Below are 14,544 nucleotides of genomic sequence, written 5' to 3' on the forward strand. Positions count from 1 at the left end.
GGGCCTGTCACCAGGCCCGGTCGATCGCCCCTTTGACAAAACTGCCTAGGCTCAGTGCTCGTCGCCCTCGAGCCCGCCGACATGCTTCTGGGTGTAGAGTTCGAGGCCGATGCGACCGATCAGGTCGAGCTGGGTCTCGAGGAAGTCGATATGGCCTTCCTCGTCCTTCATGAGCGCCTTGAACAGGTCCTCGGACGGGTAGTCGCCGACGTCGCGGCAGTATTTCGCCGCTTCCTGATAGAGGGCGCGCGCCTCGACCTCGGCCTTGAGGTCGCATTCGATCACTTCCTTGACGTTCTCGCCGATGCGCAGCGCGTCGAGGGTCTGCAGGTTCGGGAAGCCTTCGAGGAAGAGGATGCGGTCGACGAAACGGTCGGCATGGACCATCTCCTCGATCGATTCCTTCTTCCAGGTCTTGGCCATATCCTTCAGCCCCCAATTGTCGAGCATCCGGTAGTGCAGCCAATACTGATTGATGGCCGTGAGCTCGGAGCGCAGGCCCTTGTTGAGGTATTCGATGACCTTCTTGTCGCCCTTCATGCCGCTCTCCTTGCAATCAGCTACATTAGAATGATCCTAATGTAGAGCGGCTTGGCGGGAAAGGGAAGGGCAGATTGCGCGCCTGGCGCGAGAAAACGCGTCGTGCCGGATCAGGCGGCGACGCGGTCGTCGTTCTCCTCGATGCCGGCCATCATCAGGCCGACCGAGACATGCACGGCGCATTCGACATCATGGCTGGCGCAGCTATGGCACTGGCTGGCGCAGGCGGCGCGCGCCTCGACGAGCAGGGAGCGAACCTCGCGGGCGCAGCGTCCACAATCCGGGCTGCAGCCGAGGCAGTCATAGGCCTCGCCCGCGGTGCGCGGACCACTGCCGTCAGGGGCGATGGTGCCCTTGATCTGCCGGCATGACAGGACGTTGCAGGAGCAGACGATCACGCCCGGTGGCCTCCGGCGACCTTCGTCACCGTCTCCTCGCCATCGGCGCGACGCAGGCGCACGATCACCTCGACGGAGGAGATCATCATGCCTTCCGGCGCGACCGGCAGGCCCGAGACATGGATCTCGGAACCGGGGATGTCGACGACGGTCTCGTCGTCCTCGTTGTAGAAGTGGTGGTGCTCCGAGACATTGGTGTCGAAGAAGGTCTTCGGCCCGGAGACGGAAACCTGGCGCAGCAGGCCAGCCTCGGAGAACTGGCGTAGCGTATTGTAGACGGTCGCAAGCGAGAGCGGCTCGCGGGCGCGCAGCGCCTCCTCATAGAGCATCTCGGCGCTGACATGGCGATCGCCCTTGGCGAAGAGCAGCCAGCCGAGCGCCATGCGCTGGCGGGTCGGACGCAGGCCGACGCTGCGCAGACGCGCCTTGACCGCGCTGATCGGGCAGGCGGCGGGAGCCTTCTGCGGCCAGGGAATCTGGTCCGTCTGGCTTCGTACCGGGCTGCCATCCTTGAGGGACAGAATGCTCATGAACGCCTTCCAACTCGAAGATCGGTGTCCTTGCAGTTTAGAATTTATCTAAACTACTGATATTGTTAGTATTTTTGCCGTCTCCGAAGCCGACTGTCAATCTCTTCGCACCTGCGGCAAGACGCATCAGGGGGTTGTCCACGGTGCAGGATGCCTCCGGCGGCAGGCCTCAATGCCCGCCGCCGCCTCCAGCGCCGGGCTTGGGCGCCGGCGGCTTGGTCATGAACAAAGCGAGCAGCACCAGGGCGCCGAAGATCACGGTCAGGCCGAGGAAGACATCGCCGAAGGCCATGACGAGAGCCTGCTTGTGGGCCCGCTGCGTCAGCAGCTTCAGCGCCATCGACTGGGCAGCGTCGCCATACTCGATGAAGCGCTGCGTCATCGAGGCGAGATTCTCCTCGGCGATCTGGCGGCCGGCGGCGACCGCCTCGTGCAGGCGGGTGATGTGCAGGTCGGTACGATTGTTGAGCAAGGTGTTGATGACGGCGAGCCCGACCGCGCCGCCGAGATTGCGGGTGAGGTTGTAGAGGCCCGACGCATTCTTGAGCTGCTGCGGCGGCAGGGTACCGAGCGCGAGGTTGTTGATCGGCACCATGCACAGCATCAGCGAGCAGCCGCGCAGGATCTGCGGCACGAGGAGCTCGTAGAAATCCCAGTCGGAGGTGATCCCGGAGGCGAGCCAGGTGCCGAGCGCGAAGCCGCCGAAGCCGATCATCATCATAATACGCGGGTCGAGCTTGGCTGAGAGGCGCCCAGCGATCGGCGCCGTCAGGAACATGGCGAGGCCGGTGACGAACATGGTCTCGCCGATCATCAGCGCGTCGTAGCCGCGGATGCGCCCGAGATAGACCGGATAGAGATAGGTCAGGCCGTAAAGGCCGATGCCCATGGTGAAGGAGAACAGCGAGCCGAAGGCGAAGTTGCGGTTGCGGAAGGCGTAGAGGTCGACCAGCGGATCGTCGCGCGTCAGCGCCCGCCAGAAGAACAGGGCGGCGCCGACGATCATCACGAAAGTGAACAGGACGATCTCGTGGCTCTCGAACCAGTCGAGCCGCGTGCCTTCCTCGAGCACATATTCCATGCTGCCGAGGAAGGCGGCCATGGCGCCGAGGCCGACCCAGTCGAAGCGCCTGAGCAGGCTGTGGTCGGGCTGGTCGAAATCGATCAGCTTCCAGGCGGCGATGGTGACGGCGATGCCGGGCACGACATTGACCAGGAAGAGCCAGTGCCAGGAGAAGGCATGGCTGAGATAGCCGCCGACGGTCGGGCCGATGGTCGGGGCGAGCGTGGCGATCAGGCCGATCAGAGGCGAGACGATCGGCCGCTTCGAGGCCGGGAAGATGGTGAAGGCCGCAGCGAAGACGCCGGGGATCATGCCACCGCCGATGAAGCCCTGGATCGCGCGCCAGAGGATCATCTCGTTGATCGAGCTGGAGGTGGCGCAGAGGATGCTCGCGACGGTGAAGCCGGCGGCGGCGATCGAGAAGAAGACGCGGGTCGAAAGCGCCCGGCTGAGATAGCCGGACAAGGGGATCATGATGACTTCGGCGATCAGATAGGCGGTCTGGACCCAGGCGATCTCGTCGCTGGAGGCCGACAGTCCGGCCTGGATCTCGGCGAGCGAGGCCGAGACGATCTGGATGTCGAGGATCGCCATGAACATGCCGAAGACCATCGCCATGAAGGCGAAGATCCGGCGCAGCGGGATGGCGTCTGCGGCCGGCGCAGGCCCGGCGGGCAGGGCAGTCGTGGCGGTGGCCATGCCGGCCTCCTCGACAGAAGATCTTTGTCTGATTACGGGGCCGGGCCCCCGGCCCGAGGAGCGCCGTGAGGCGCGGTGCGCATTGGCCCAGAAGGGGCGATTGAGCCTTTGCGCATCGCCATTCCCCGGTCGGGAACGGCTCCTCGGGTCGAGGGCCCGGTTATCTTCTATTTCTGCGCGTTCGGGCGCGGGTCGATCGAGACCACGACCGACATGCCCGGGCGCAGCACGTGCTTGCCCGCGGACTCAGGCGAGATCGCGATGCGGACCGGCACGCGCTGGACGATCTTGGTGAAGTTGCCGGTGGCGTTGTCGGGCGGCAGCAAGGTGAAGACCGAGCCGGTGCCGCCGGCGATGCCGCTGACGGTGCCGTCGAAGACCTGGCCGGGCAGGGCGTCGACGGTGATCTTCGCCTTGTCGCCGATCTTCAGCGGGCCGACCTGCGTCTCCTTGAAGTTGGCGTCGACATAGACCTTGTCGAGCGGGACGATCGACATCAGGCGCTTGCCGGCGCTGACGAGATCGCCGAGCTGCATGTTGGTGTTGGCGACGAGGCCGTCGATCGGCGCCGAGATCGACATGAAGGAGAGGTCGCGCGCGGCCTTGTCTTCGGCGACCTTGAGCTCGTCGATCTGGCGGGCGGCCTCGACGCGCTGAGCCTTCAGCACCTCGATATTGGCCTGCGCCTGGACGACGCCGGCCTTGGCGCTGGCGAGCGAGGCGACGGCCTGGTCGCGTGCGGCGGTAGCGGCGTCGAGCGTCGCCTGCGAGCCATAGGACTTGGCGGCGAGGTTGTGGGCGCGGTCGAAATCAGCAGCGGTGCGGGTGACGGCGGCCTCGGCCGAGGTCTGCTGCGCCTGGGCCTGCTGCAGGCTGGCGCGGGCGGCCTCGATCTGTGCATCGATGCGCGAGAGCGTCGCCTTGGCGGTGGCGCTCTTGGCCTGGGCGCTCTCCAGCGCGATGCGCTGGTCGCCATCGTCGAGCTTGACCAGAGGCTGGCCGGCCTTGATTTCCTGGTTCTGCGTCACCGCGATCGTGGCGATGTTGGCGGGCAGCTTGGCCGAGATCGTCGCCATCTCGGCGCCGACATAGGCATCGTCGGTCGAGACGATGAAGCGGCCATTGCGCCACCAGTCGACGCCGTACCAGAGGCCGGCGGCGAGCGCCGTGCCGGCGACGAGGATGAGCGCGACGCGCTTGACGCCACTGCGCTTGCGCACCGGCTTCTCGGCGGCCTGCTCCGGAGCGGCGACGTCCTCGCTCGCCTTGCGGGCCTCGGCGGGGGCGGGGGTCTGTTCCAGCACGGGATCGACCAGCTTCAAACGGTCGCGGCGCTTTTCAAGGGTGGATTCGGCAGTCATGGTGACAATGCCCTGACAATCTGGTTTCGAACCGTCCGGTTCGATTGCGCTTGAAATAGCGCTGTGCGAGGTGCATATCAAGAGGAAATCGAACCGGTCGGTTCGATTATTTTTGCAAGCGCGATCATGCGCGGGACGGATGGAACATAATGAGCGCGACGCTCGAGCCGCGACATGTCAAGGCGATCTCCCGCAACCGGCGGGTCGCCGGCGCCGATCCGGAGAAGCGCCACCAGATCCTCGAAGGGGCGCATGCCGTGTTCACGGCGCGTGGTTTCGATGCGGCCAGCATGAACGACATCGCCGCGGCGGCGAACGTTTCCAAGGGCACGCTCTATGTCTATTTCGAGGACAAGGAGCATCTCTTCGTCGCGCTGATCGAGCGCGAGCGCGAGAAGCAGAAGCAGGGCATGTATGAGGCCCTCGCCGAGGAGCCCGATCTCAATCAGGCGCTGATGAATTTCGGCAGCGGATTGGTGCGCTTGTTGACCAATCCCTTCGCGCTGAGCGCCCATCGCATCGTGCTCGGGGTCGCCGAGCGCATGCCCGATCTCGGCCGCGAATTCTACGAGCGCGGCCCGATGCAGGGCGCACAGCAGCTTGCCGCCTTCCTAGCCCGCCGCGTGGCGCAGGGCGAGCTGGCGATCGCGGATCCAGCCCTGGCGGCAGCGCAGTTCGTCGACCTCTCGCAGTCGACCCTGATGCGCCCGCGTCTGTTCAATGCGGAGCGCACGCCGCCGAGCGAGGACGAGATCGCTCATGTCGTCGGCGAGGCGGTGGCGACCTTCATGGCGCGCTATAGGGCGAAGAAGGCCTGAGGCAGCTCCGCTAGATCATCGCGCGTCCGAATGGACGCGGTCACGATGATCGATCACCTTGCTATCGCATCGGATTATTCCGAAAAGTGGATTCCACTTTTCGGTCCGATGCTATAGCCGCTGGCGTCATTCCGGGGCGGCCCTCGGGCCGAGCCTGGAACCCATGACCACGACGCTGGCGTATGGCCGGGCCAGCTCACAGAGCTCCTCTTGCAACAGCAGTGTTCAAGGGTTCTGGGCTTATGGCTTCGCCATGCCCCGGAAAGACGCTCTGCCGGTACCGAAAACTCAGTGGCCGGTGACCTTGCGCGCCCTGATGCGCTCGCGATGGGCGGTGTAGAGGCCCGACGCGATGATGATGGCCGAGCCGAACCAGGTGAAGGCGTCGGGCAGCACCGAGAACAGGATGAAGCCGAAGGCCGAGGCCCAGAGCAGCTGCACATAAGAGAAGGGCGCCAGCAGCGAGGCGTCGGCATGCCGGAAGGCCTGGATCACGAACCAGTGGCCGACGGTCGAGGATATGCCGATGAACAGGCCGACCAGCAGCGCCTCGGCCGACAGCGGCTGCCAGGTGAGGGGCTGGAGGGCGGAGAGCACGATGCAGCCGACGACTGCCGACCAGGCGAGGGTCGTCACCGGGTTCTCGGTCGCGCTCATCATGCGGGTGACGATCAGCGCGAAGGCCCAGGTCACGGCCGACAGCACCGGCAGCATAGAGGCGAGCTGGAAATCGCTGCCGCCGGGACGCACGACGATCAGCACGCCGATCAGGCCGACGGCCGTCGCGGTCCAGCGCCGCCAGCCGATCTTCTCGCCGAGGATCGGGATCGACAGCGCGGTGACAAAGAGCGGCGAGACGAAGCTCGTCGCGGTCGCGTCGGCGATCGGCAGATATTTGAGCGACGAGACGAACAGGATCGACGAGACCGTGACGGCGACGCCGCGCAGGATCTGCATGCTGGCTCGCCGTGGCTTCAACTGCTTGAAGCCACCGGGAGCGGCGACAGCCAGCATGATCAGGGCGAAAGCGGCATAGCGCAGCCAGACGACCTGGATCGCCGGGGTCGTCGCGGTGAGATATTTCGAGGCGACGTCGGCGGCAGAGAGGAAGATGCTGCCGAGCAGCATCAGGCCAATGCCGCGCAGGCTGTTGTCGCGCCGCGGCGCAGGGCGCTGCGGCGGCTCGACCGGGGCTGGTTCGACCGGCAGAGGCACTCTGGTCAAGGTATCGGGCAAGGTTTTCAGCGAATCTCGATGGGCGTGGCGACCCTAGCCGATGATCGGGGCGATCCCTTGCGCAAATCCGGCACGGTCGCCATGCGTCGACGCAAGAAAAAGGCGGGCACGAGGCCCGCCTTGAAATTTTCTTTAAATCAGCTGGCCTGAATTCAGGCGGCTTGCTTGCGCGGCTGGATCAGCTTGCGGTTGACCAGCACCTCGGCGATTTGGACCGCGTTGAGCGCGGCGCCCTTGCGCAGATTGTCCGAGACGCACCAGAAGGCGAGGCCGTTCTCGACGGTCGCATCCTCGCGGATGCGCGAGATATAGGTCGCATCCTCGCCGGCCGCCTCGTGCGGGGTGATGTAGCCGCCGGGCTCGTGCTTGTCGATGACGAGGATGCCCGGAGCGGTGCGCAGCACCTCGCGCGCCTCATCGGCGGTGATCGGCTTCTCGCACTCGATGTTGACGCTCTCGGAATGGGCGATGAAGACCGGCACGCGCACGCAAGTCGCGGTCAGCTTGATCTTCGGATCGAGGATCTTCTTGGTCTCCGCCATCATCTTCCACTCTTCCTTGGTAAAGCCGTCCTCCATGAAGACGTCGATCTGCGGAATGAGGTTGAAGGCGATGCGCTTGGGGAACTTCTTCGCCTCGACCTCGCCGGCGGCGAAGACCGAGCGGGTCTGGTTGAAGAGCTCGTCCATCGCTTCCTTGCCGGCGCCGGAGACCGACTGATAGGTCGAGACGACGACGCGCTTGACGCCGAAGCGCTCGTGCAGCGGCTTCAGCGCCACGACGAGTTGCGCCGTCGAGCAGTTCGGATTGGCGATGATGTTCATCTTGCTGAAGCCGGCGGCTGCGGCGGCGTTCACCTCCGGCACGATCAGCGGCACGTCGGGATGCATGCGCCAGGTCGAGGAGTTGTCGATCACGACGGCGCCCTGCGCGCCGATCTTCGGCGACCATTCCTTCGAGACCGCGCCGCCCGCCGACATCAGGCAGATGTCGGTGTCGGAGAAGTCGTAATGCTCGAGCGCCTTCACCTTCAGCGTCTTGTCGCCGAAGGAGACCTCGGTGCCGACGGAGCGGGAGGAGGCGAGGGCGACGACCTCGCTGACGGGGAAAGCGCGCTCGGCAAGGATGTCGAGCATTTCATGGCCCACATTGCCCGTGGCGCCAACGACCGCGACCTTGAAGCTCATCTTCGTGAATTCCTTCTGGCGAAACCGGTTGTGCCTCCCCGGGGAGCCGTCGCCGCTGATCTCGCTTGCGGGTTCGGCCGGTTGACCCCGGCCGGGGGGGAGAGCCCGGAATCGAGGCGACGTGTCAGTGCGACGTCCGGGTTTTCCCGGCCGTCGTTTTGGTCGTGGTTTTCGTCGTCAGACGGAACGTCACTGAGCCAACCTGAGCATCATCGCGAAGCCGGGAGATAGGCATCCGGCGCGCAATCCCAAACACAAGCCGCGATAAAAAGTCAATCGTCCTGCTACCGCTCCGGCATTAACCCTGCCTCCTTACCGGCCATTGACCCTGTTTCACGATGGAAGACGCGCGGTAACGGCCTGCTCATCGCGGCCGGCGAAAGCTCGCTGGCGAGTGGGATGAGGCGGCTGGCAGGGGTGCGGGCCGCGCAACGGGTTGGGTTCTGTCGTGTCCGGGGACGAGATCAGCGCCATCTGGCAGCGAGTCAAACTGCGCCTTCAGGAAAGCGGGCAGCGCCTTCAGCCGCGCCTGCAGGGCCTGGCAGACGCCACGCCGGGCCGCTTCGACCTCGCCGCGCGGCTTGTCGATCTTGCCGACGCGACCGAGGCCGGCTTCGCGCGGATCCTGCGGCCGATGCGGCGTGCCCTGCGCTCGGGCGCGATCGGATTGACCGGCGGCCTCGTCTGGCGCGGCCTCGCGGCGCTGACCGGGATCAGCCTGACCGCGATGCTCGTTGCTGGCCTCTCCTCGGGTTCTTCGGAACCTGCGTTGGCGAGCCTCGCCTCACCGGCCGAGGCTTCGGCTGCTCCGCTCGTCCGCGACGTTCGCCTGCAGGCGCTGCCGATGGCTGCCGGGCAGGATGGCTGGGTGACGATCGGCCGCCCGATCGCCTTGTTCGGCCTGGAATCGCCCGAACTCGACAAGCGGAGCGCCTATGAGGCGCGGCGCAGCCAGGATGGCCAGCGCCGCGAGGACATGCTGAGCTTCGGCGAATTCGGCGACGGCAAATCCTTCCTGGCGCTCAAATTCCAGGTCAACCGCGATGCGCAGGTGCAGAAGGCGCTCGCCGGGATGTCGCAGCCCTTCGTGATCACGCTGGTGCGCGAGAGCGCAGCGCGTGGGCTCTCGGTCGGGCGCAGCGGTGCGGCGACTACGATCGAGACCAAGTTCGGCATCGTCGAGACCGCCGATATCGGCCTGAGCGACGGCAGCGCCGGGCGCGCCTGCATCGCCTTCCGCCATCTCGACGGGGCGGCGCATCTCTCCTTCTCCGGCTGGTGGTGCGGCAGCGAGGCGCGGCCGGCCGACCGGGCGCAACTGATCTGCCTGATCGACCGGATCGACCTGCTGAGCGCCGGCGACGATCCCGAGCTGCGCGCCAGCTTCGCCCGCACCGAGCTCAACCGCCGGCAGGGCTGCTCGGTGCCGCGGCTCGCCGCGACCGGCCGCAAGGGCTCCTGGCTCGATGCCGACGGCAAGGCGCCGGCCCTGCGGCCGACCAGCAGCAAGCAGGCGCAGGCGCGGTAACGGCCTCGTGTTGCGGCGCCGCACTGGCGGAGCGCAGCAAAAGCATTAACTCTGGACTTGTATCGTCAGCGACAGCCGATCCGCCGGCAGCTTCGGCGGGGCAACCGCCTCAGGAGATCGTCATGCGTTCGCTTTCCCGTCTCGCCGCCGGCCTGGCCCTCTCCGTTGCAGCCGTCACCTTCGCGGTCTCGGTGGCCGAGGCGCAGCAGCAGCGCCGTCCGCTGCGCGTTACTGTGCAGAAGCGCAGCTATTTCGACGCGGGCAATGTCGTGCCGGTCGGCAGCATGAACCGCTATGCGACGCAGAACATCGTGGCGAGCCCGGTCTATTCGTCCGTCGGCGAGCTCTATGGCGAAGGCACGCTGCCCTCGCGTATCGGATCGGGCGCCAACCCGTTCGCCAACAGCTTCTCGACGCCGCGCTTCTGAGCGATTGCAAGCTTGAATCGAAAAGGCCCGCCGTGAGGCGGGCCTTTTTTGTTCTGTGCGTCATGGCCGGGCTTGACCCGGCCATCTCTGGCCGGAGGAGGCACCTTGTAGCGCCTTCTCGTTCTGAGATTCTCGGGTCTGCGCTTCGCTCCGCCCGAGAATGACGGACTTACCGCACCAGGATGTTTCTGAACTGCCAGGGATCGGTGGTGTCGATATCCTCCGGGAACAGGCCCGGGCGGCCATCGAGCGGGGTCCAGTCGGTGTAGTAGCCCTGCACCGGTCCGAGATAGGGCATCTGGATCGAAAGGCAGCGATCGAGATCCATCTCCTCGACCTCGACGATGCCGGCCTTGGGGTTCTCCAGCGCCCAGACCATGCCGGCGAGCACGGCCGAGGTGACCTGCAGACCGGTCGCAGTCTGGTAAGGGGCGAGCTTGCGCGCCTCCTCCGTCGAGAGCTGCGAGCCGAACCAGTAGGCGCCCTTGTCGTGGCCGTAGAGCAGCACGCCGAGCTCGTCGATGCCGTCGATGACCTCGTTCTCCTCGAGGATATGGTGCTCCTCCTGCGGGCGGCCGGCATTGCCGAACATCTCGTGCAGCGAGAGCACGGCGTCGTTGGCCGGGTGATAGGCGTAGTGGCAGGTCGGCCGGTAGATCGCCTTTCCGGCCTCGTCGCGCACGGTGAAATAGTCGGCGATCGAGATCGACTCGTTGTGCGTCACCAGGAAGCCGTATTGCGGGCCCGGGGTCGGGCACCAGCTGCGCACCTTGGTCTCGGCGCCGGCCTGCATCAGGTAGATCGCGGCCTGCGAGCCGGTCTCGTGGGTGCGGGCGTTGTCCGGCATCCACTTTTCATGGGTGCCCCAGCCCAGTTCGGCCGGCTGCACGCCTTCGGAGATGAAGCCCTCGACCGACCAGGTGTTGACGAAGACGCCCGGCGGCTTGGGGTTCTTCGAACGCTGCGTGTCGCGCTCGGCGATATGGATGCCCTTGACGCCGACCTGCTTCATCAGCCCGGCCCATTCCTCGCGGGTGGTCGGCTGCGGCACGTTGAGGCGCATGTCGGAGGCGATGTTCAGCAGGGCCTTCTTGGCCAGCCAGGAGGCCATGCCGGGATTGGCGCCGCAGCAGGAGACCGCCGTGGTCGAGCCCGGCGCCCGCGCGCGCTTGGCGGCGAGCGTCATCTCGCGCAGCGCATAATTCGAGCGCTCGCCCGGACCCTTCGTCTCGTCGAAATAGAAGCCGAGCCAAGGCTCGTTGACCGTGTCGATATAAAGCGCACCGAGGCTGGAGCAGAGCTCCATGATGTCGCGCGAGCCGGTGTCGCAGGAGAGGTTGACGCAGAAGCCCTGGCCGCCGCCCGCGGTCAGCAGGGGCGTGAGCATGGTCTTATAGTTCTCGAGCGTCACGGCTTCCTGGATGAAGCGGATGCCGCGCTCGTCCAGCAAAGCGCGGTTGTCGTCGTCGGGTGCGATCACCACGAACCGGCTCTTGTCGAATTTGAGATGCCGCTCGATCAGCGGCAGTGTCCCGCGGCCGATCGAACCGAAGCCGATCATCACGATCGGGCCGCTGATCTCGCCGTATACGGGCCAATCCGTCATTCTTTTTCACTCCTGGGTGGTCTGGTTGAGGATAAGCGGACGCTGGTATGGGGCGGGCCATCCGGCGTCAATGGCGGCGGCTTGCTGGCCGCCTCAGGTGAAGGGGTACGGCCCTTCGAAGGCACCGACATAGGCGGTATGCGAGATCAGGCCGGCATCGGGCTGCCACATATGCAGCATGAAGGCCGGCGGCTCCATCAGGAAGCGCGCCTGCGCCCCCAGCGTCAGGTCCAGGATGACCTGGTGGGCGACGCCCGGCACGACCTGGCCGATCGTGCCGGCATAGCGGACCTGGACCGAGCGGTGATGATGGCCGCTGAGCACGCGCTCGATGTTGGGATGGCGTGCGACGATCTCGGCGAGGCGGGCCGCGCCGTCCTTGAGCATGACCGCATCCATGTAGCCGAGGCCGCAGGAGAAGGGCGGGTGGTGCGTGAACAGCACGACGGGCCGGCCCGCGGCTTCCGCCAGCGACCGCTCCAGGAAATCGAGGCGCGCATCGCAGATCGCGCCGGCGCTGGAGCCGGGCAGCAGCGTGTCGAGGCCGATCAGCCTGAGGGGGCCGAGATCGGCTGAGAATTGGATGAAGCCGCCGCCGAGATCGGCATGCGGGCCGAGGTCGAGCCCGGCGATCATCGCCTCGCGGACATCATGGTTGCCGGGGATCAGCAGCGCCGGCAGGCCGAGCGTCTCCAGCATCGAACGGACGAGCGCGTATTCCTCCGGCAGGCCGCTCTCGGTCAGGTCACCGGTGATGACGAGGACGTCGGGGCGGACAGGCAGGGCGGTGACGGCCTCGAAGGCGCGCTGCGTCATGCCGATCGTGTCGGAGACCTTGAGCGCGAGGCGGCCGGGCGGGCAGATGTGCAGGTCGGAGAGATGGGCGATCAGCATTTTGTCTTCTTCGTCAGGGAAGGCGTTGCAGGCCGCCTTACCTGACGGCAGCCCGCGCAGCCAAGGCTGCGCGGGCTTCAATGACGCGATTTGATGACGGATCGACTACGATCCCGAGAGAAGCTCAGGCTGCGCGACGTCGGAGTCCGTCCATTCCCTCGGCCGGGGCGAGCGCCCCCGTGGCTTTCAGCACGCCGCTCGCGCCCTGGAGCGCGCCGTCGCGCAGTTCCAGGCCGAGGAAGCGCTCGCGCTCGAACGGGCCAGGCATGGAAAGCTCGGCCATCGGCTGGGCCGTGAAGCCGAAGCGCTCGTAATAGGGCGCGTCGCCGACGAGCAGGATCGCGCCATGGCCGCGGCAGGCGGCGCGCCAGATCGCCTCGCGCATCATCGCCTTGCCGAGACCCTCGCCCTGCAGCTCCGGCGAGACCGCGAGCGGGCCGAGCAGCAACGCCGGCTTGCCGGCGGCCTCGACATGCCAGAGCCGCACGGTCGCGACGATGGCGCCGTCGCGTTCTGCCGTCAGGGCCAGACCTGCAGCCGGCAGGCGGCCTTCGCGCAGGCGCTCGCTCGACTTCACCGTGCGGCGCTCGCCGAGGCAGCGGTCGAGCAGGGCCTCGCGGGCCGGGATATCGGTCTCGATCTCGTCGCGGATCGTGATCATGACGCACCTCCTGCCGGAGCGCCCGCCATCGCGCGGACCTTCCCGGCGCCGCGCGGACGCGGCCACAAACAAGGGATTGTGTGGAAGAGGGTCCGGCGGGAGCCACGCTCGCGCTCCATTCTTGGAGGCACGAACGCTCCGCCCGGTTTCCACGGGCAGCCTGCCGATCGATGGCAGGGCGCTTCGCCGGACCCGATGAGTGAGGGAGGGTCTCTCAACCCTCCCGTTTCGTCAGATGACGTACTGCTTCAGCGGTGGGAAGCCGTTGAAGGCGACGGCCGCATAGGTCGTCGTATAGGCGCCGGTGCCCTCGATCAGGACCTTGTCGCCGATCTCCAGGCTGAACGGCAGCATGTACGGGGTCTTCTCGTACATGACGTCGACCGAATCGCAGGTCGGGCCGGCGAGCACGCAGGGAACCGTGGCGTCGCCGTCCCGGATCGTTCGGATCGGGTAGCGGATCGCCTCGTCCATCGTCTCGGCGAGACCGTTGAACTTGCCGATGTCGAGATAGACCCAGCGAACCTGGTCGTCCTCGCTCTTCTTCGAGATCAGCACGACCTCGGCCTCGATCAGGCCGGCTTCGCCGACCATGCCGCGGCCCGGCTCGATGATGGTCTCCGGCAGGCGGTTGCCGAAATGCTTCGACAGCGCCTGGAAGATCGCATCGCCATAGGCCGGGACGCCCGGGATCGGCTTCAGGTAGCGCGCCGGGAAGCCGCCGCCGAGGTTGACCATCGACAGCGAAAGACCGCGGGTGGCGCATTCCTTGAACACGGCCGAGGCCGAGGCCAGGGCCGAATCCCAAGCGTTCACATTGGCCTGCTGCGAGCCGACATGGAACGAGATGCCATAGGCCTGCAGGCCGAGGCGATGGCCATGCTCGAGCACGTCCGCGGCCATTTCGGGCACGCAGCCGAACTTGCGCGAGAGCGGCCAGTCGGCGCCGGCGCCGTCGCAGAGGATGCGGCAGAAGATGCGCGCGCCCTCGGCCTTGGTGGCAGTGGCGGCACGGGCGATCTTCTCGACCTCGGCCTGGCAGTCGACGGCGAACAGGCGCACGCCGAGCTCCATGGCGCGGGCGACGTCGCGCTCCTTCTTGATGGTGTTGCCGAAGGAGATGCGATCTGCCGTGGCACCGGCCGACAGCGCCAGCTCGATTTCGACAACCGAGGCGCAATCGAAGCAGGAGCCGAGCTTGGCCAGCAGGCGCAGCACTTCCGGCGCCGGGTTAGCCTTGACCGCGTAGAAGACACGGGTGTCCGGCAGCGCCCGGGAGAAGGCGACATAATTCTCGCGAACGACCTCGAGGTCGATCACGACGCAGGGGCCGTCCTCGCGGCGGTCACGCAGAAATTCACGGATGCGCTCGGTCATGAGACGCAGCTCCCTTCGGCGCAAGCGGCGCCGATACGACGTGTAGCCGGTTGAAACGTTCGCGACCCGAGGCGCTGTGGAGACGCCTAAGGACAGCGGACGAAACGTCCGGACCCGAAACACCGTCGATTGGGGAGACCCCGCACGGCCGGCAATGAAGGACAAGCCTCTTCGGTGCCGGCCTGTGGAAAGCCGGCGAGACCAAAAAAGCCCGCTCC

Annotated in this window: 14 protein-coding genes; 3 read left to right on the plus strand and 11 right to left on the minus strand. The window is 66.4% G+C overall.

Annotated features, from left to right (window positions below; genetic code table 11):
• Positions 1-51: 51 nt before the first annotated feature.
• The 5 genes from bfr to AC3WLC_RS05820 all read right to left on the minus strand — a co-directional run bounded on the left by bfr (position 52) and on the right by AC3WLC_RS05820 (position 4,591).
• Positions 52-540 (minus strand): bacterioferritin, encoded by a 489-nt coding sequence (bfr, locus tag AC3WLC_RS05800; RefSeq protein ID WP_092156792.1) that lies wholly within the window; start codon positions 538-540, stop codon positions 52-54.
• Positions 541-650: 110 nt separating this feature from the next.
• Entirely contained in the window at positions 651-938 is a 288-nt protein-coding gene (locus AC3WLC_RS05805; RefSeq protein WP_091836568.1) for a (2Fe-2S)-binding protein, read from the minus strand.
• Positions 935-1,468, minus strand: a complete 534-nt coding sequence (gene irrA / locus AC3WLC_RS05810) for an iron response transcriptional regulator IrrA (RefSeq protein WP_493682976.1) — start codon at positions 1,466-1,468, stop codon at positions 935-937. The genes AC3WLC_RS05805 and irrA overlap by 4 nt, the downstream gene beginning before the upstream one ends.
• 169 nt (positions 1,469-1,637) lie before the next feature.
• The gene (locus tag AC3WLC_RS05815; protein WP_493682977.1) at positions 1,638-3,230 is read right to left on the minus strand and encodes a DHA2 family efflux MFS transporter permease subunit; all 1,593 of its coding nucleotides are present in this window, start codon (positions 3,228-3,230) and stop codon (positions 1,638-1,640) included.
• A gap of 167 nt (positions 3,231-3,397) precedes the next feature.
• Positions 3,398-4,591 (minus strand): HlyD family secretion protein, encoded by a 1,194-nt coding sequence (locus AC3WLC_RS05820; RefSeq protein ID WP_493682978.1) that lies wholly within the window; start codon positions 4,589-4,591, stop codon positions 3,398-3,400.
• A gap of 149 nt (positions 4,592-4,740) precedes the next feature.
• On the opposite strand from AC3WLC_RS05820, the gene AC3WLC_RS05825 reads away from it, so the two are divergent.
• Positions 4,741-5,409 (plus strand): TetR/AcrR family transcriptional regulator, encoded by a 669-nt coding sequence (locus AC3WLC_RS05825; protein WP_493682979.1) that lies wholly within the window; start codon positions 4,741-4,743, stop codon positions 5,407-5,409.
• A 288-nt stretch (positions 5,410-5,697) separates the two neighbouring features.
• Here AC3WLC_RS05825 and AC3WLC_RS05830 read toward each other — a convergent pair whose 3' ends face one another.
• Together AC3WLC_RS05830 and AC3WLC_RS05835 are read right to left on the minus strand one after the other, a co-directional pair.
• Positions 5,698-6,624 (minus strand): DMT family transporter, encoded by a 927-nt coding sequence (locus AC3WLC_RS05830; RefSeq protein WP_493683133.1) that lies wholly within the window; start codon positions 6,622-6,624, stop codon positions 5,698-5,700.
• Between the two features lie 173 nt (positions 6,625-6,797).
• Complete coding sequence (locus tag AC3WLC_RS05835; RefSeq protein ID WP_346358188.1) at positions 6,798-7,832, minus strand: aspartate-semialdehyde dehydrogenase; 1,035 nt, start codon at positions 7,830-7,832, stop codon at positions 6,798-6,800.
• A gap of 448 nt (positions 7,833-8,280) precedes the next feature.
• On the opposite strand from AC3WLC_RS05835, the gene AC3WLC_RS05840 reads away from it, so the two are divergent.
• Both AC3WLC_RS05840 and AC3WLC_RS05845 read left to right on the plus strand, forming a co-directional pair.
• Positions 8,281-9,360, plus strand: coding sequence for a hypothetical protein (locus tag AC3WLC_RS05840; RefSeq protein ID WP_493682980.1), 1,080 nt, complete (start codon positions 8,281-8,283; stop codon positions 9,358-9,360).
• 122 nt (positions 9,361-9,482) lie between these two features.
• A complete protein-coding gene (locus AC3WLC_RS05845) occupies positions 9,483-9,788 on the plus strand; it encodes a hypothetical protein (protein ID WP_493682981.1) in 306 nt (101 codons plus the stop codon).
• 169 nt (positions 9,789-9,957) lie between these two features.
• On the opposite strand, the gene AC3WLC_RS05850 is transcribed toward AC3WLC_RS05845, so the two are convergent.
• From AC3WLC_RS05850 to AC3WLC_RS05865, 4 genes are all read right to left on the minus strand, one after another.
• Entirely contained in the window at positions 9,958-11,394 is a 1,437-nt protein-coding gene (locus tag AC3WLC_RS05850; protein ID WP_493682982.1) for a homospermidine synthase, read from the minus strand.
• A gap of 93 nt (positions 11,395-11,487) precedes the next feature.
• On the minus strand, positions 11,488-12,288 hold the full coding sequence (locus AC3WLC_RS05855) for a phosphodiesterase (RefSeq protein WP_493682983.1): 801 nt from the start codon (positions 12,286-12,288) through the stop codon (positions 11,488-11,490).
• 124 nt (positions 12,289-12,412) lie between these two features.
• Positions 12,413-12,949: a GNAT family N-acetyltransferase gene (locus AC3WLC_RS05860; protein ID WP_493682984.1), complete on the minus strand. Its 537-nt coding sequence runs from the start codon at positions 12,947-12,949 to the stop codon at positions 12,413-12,415.
• Between the two features lie 231 nt (positions 12,950-13,180).
• Positions 13,181-14,326: a type III PLP-dependent enzyme gene (locus tag AC3WLC_RS05865; RefSeq protein ID WP_346357010.1), complete on the minus strand. Its 1,146-nt coding sequence runs from the start codon at positions 14,324-14,326 to the stop codon at positions 13,181-13,183.
• Positions 14,327-14,544 lie beyond the last annotated feature (218 nt).

Source organism: Allobosea sp. GW821-FHT03A12 (assembly GCF_058986765.1).

Excerpts from the sequence above, each read along its gene's own strand:
- bfr (WP_092156792.1), bottom strand. The coding sequence starts at position 540 with ATGAAGGGCGACAAGAAGGTCATCGAATACCTCAACAAGGGCCTGCGC.
- irrA (WP_493682976.1), bottom strand. The coding sequence starts at position 1,468 with ATGAGCATTCTGTCCCTCAAGGATGGCAGCCCGGTACGAAGCCAGACG.
- AC3WLC_RS05815 (WP_493682977.1), bottom strand. The coding sequence starts at position 3,230 with ATGGCCACCGCCACGACTGCCCTGCCCGCCGGGCCTGCGCCGGCCGCA.
- AC3WLC_RS05820 (WP_493682978.1), bottom strand. The coding sequence starts at position 4,591 with ATGACTGCCGAATCCACCCTTGAAAAGCGCCGCGACCGTTTGAAGCTG.
- AC3WLC_RS05825 (WP_493682979.1), top strand. The coding sequence starts at position 4,741 with ATGAGCGCGACGCTCGAGCCGCGACATGTCAAGGCGATCTCCCGCAAC.
- AC3WLC_RS05835 (WP_346358188.1), bottom strand. The coding sequence starts at position 7,832 with ATGAGCTTCAAGGTCGCGGTCGTTGGCGCCACGGGCAATGTGGGCCAT.
- AC3WLC_RS05845 (WP_493682981.1), top strand. The coding sequence starts at position 9,483 with ATGCGTTCGCTTTCCCGTCTCGCCGCCGGCCTGGCCCTCTCCGTTGCA.
- AC3WLC_RS05850 (WP_493682982.1), bottom strand. The coding sequence starts at position 11,394 with ATGACGGATTGGCCCGTATACGGCGAGATCAGCGGCCCGATCGTGATG.
- AC3WLC_RS05855 (WP_493682983.1), bottom strand. The coding sequence starts at position 12,288 with ATGCTGATCGCCCATCTCTCCGACCTGCACATCTGCCCGCCCGGCCGC.
- AC3WLC_RS05860 (WP_493682984.1), bottom strand. The coding sequence starts at position 12,949 with ATGATCACGATCCGCGACGAGATCGAGACCGATATCCCGGCCCGCGAG.
- AC3WLC_RS05865 (WP_346357010.1), bottom strand. The coding sequence starts at position 14,326 with ATGACCGAGCGCATCCGTGAATTTCTGCGTGACCGCCGCGAGGACGGC.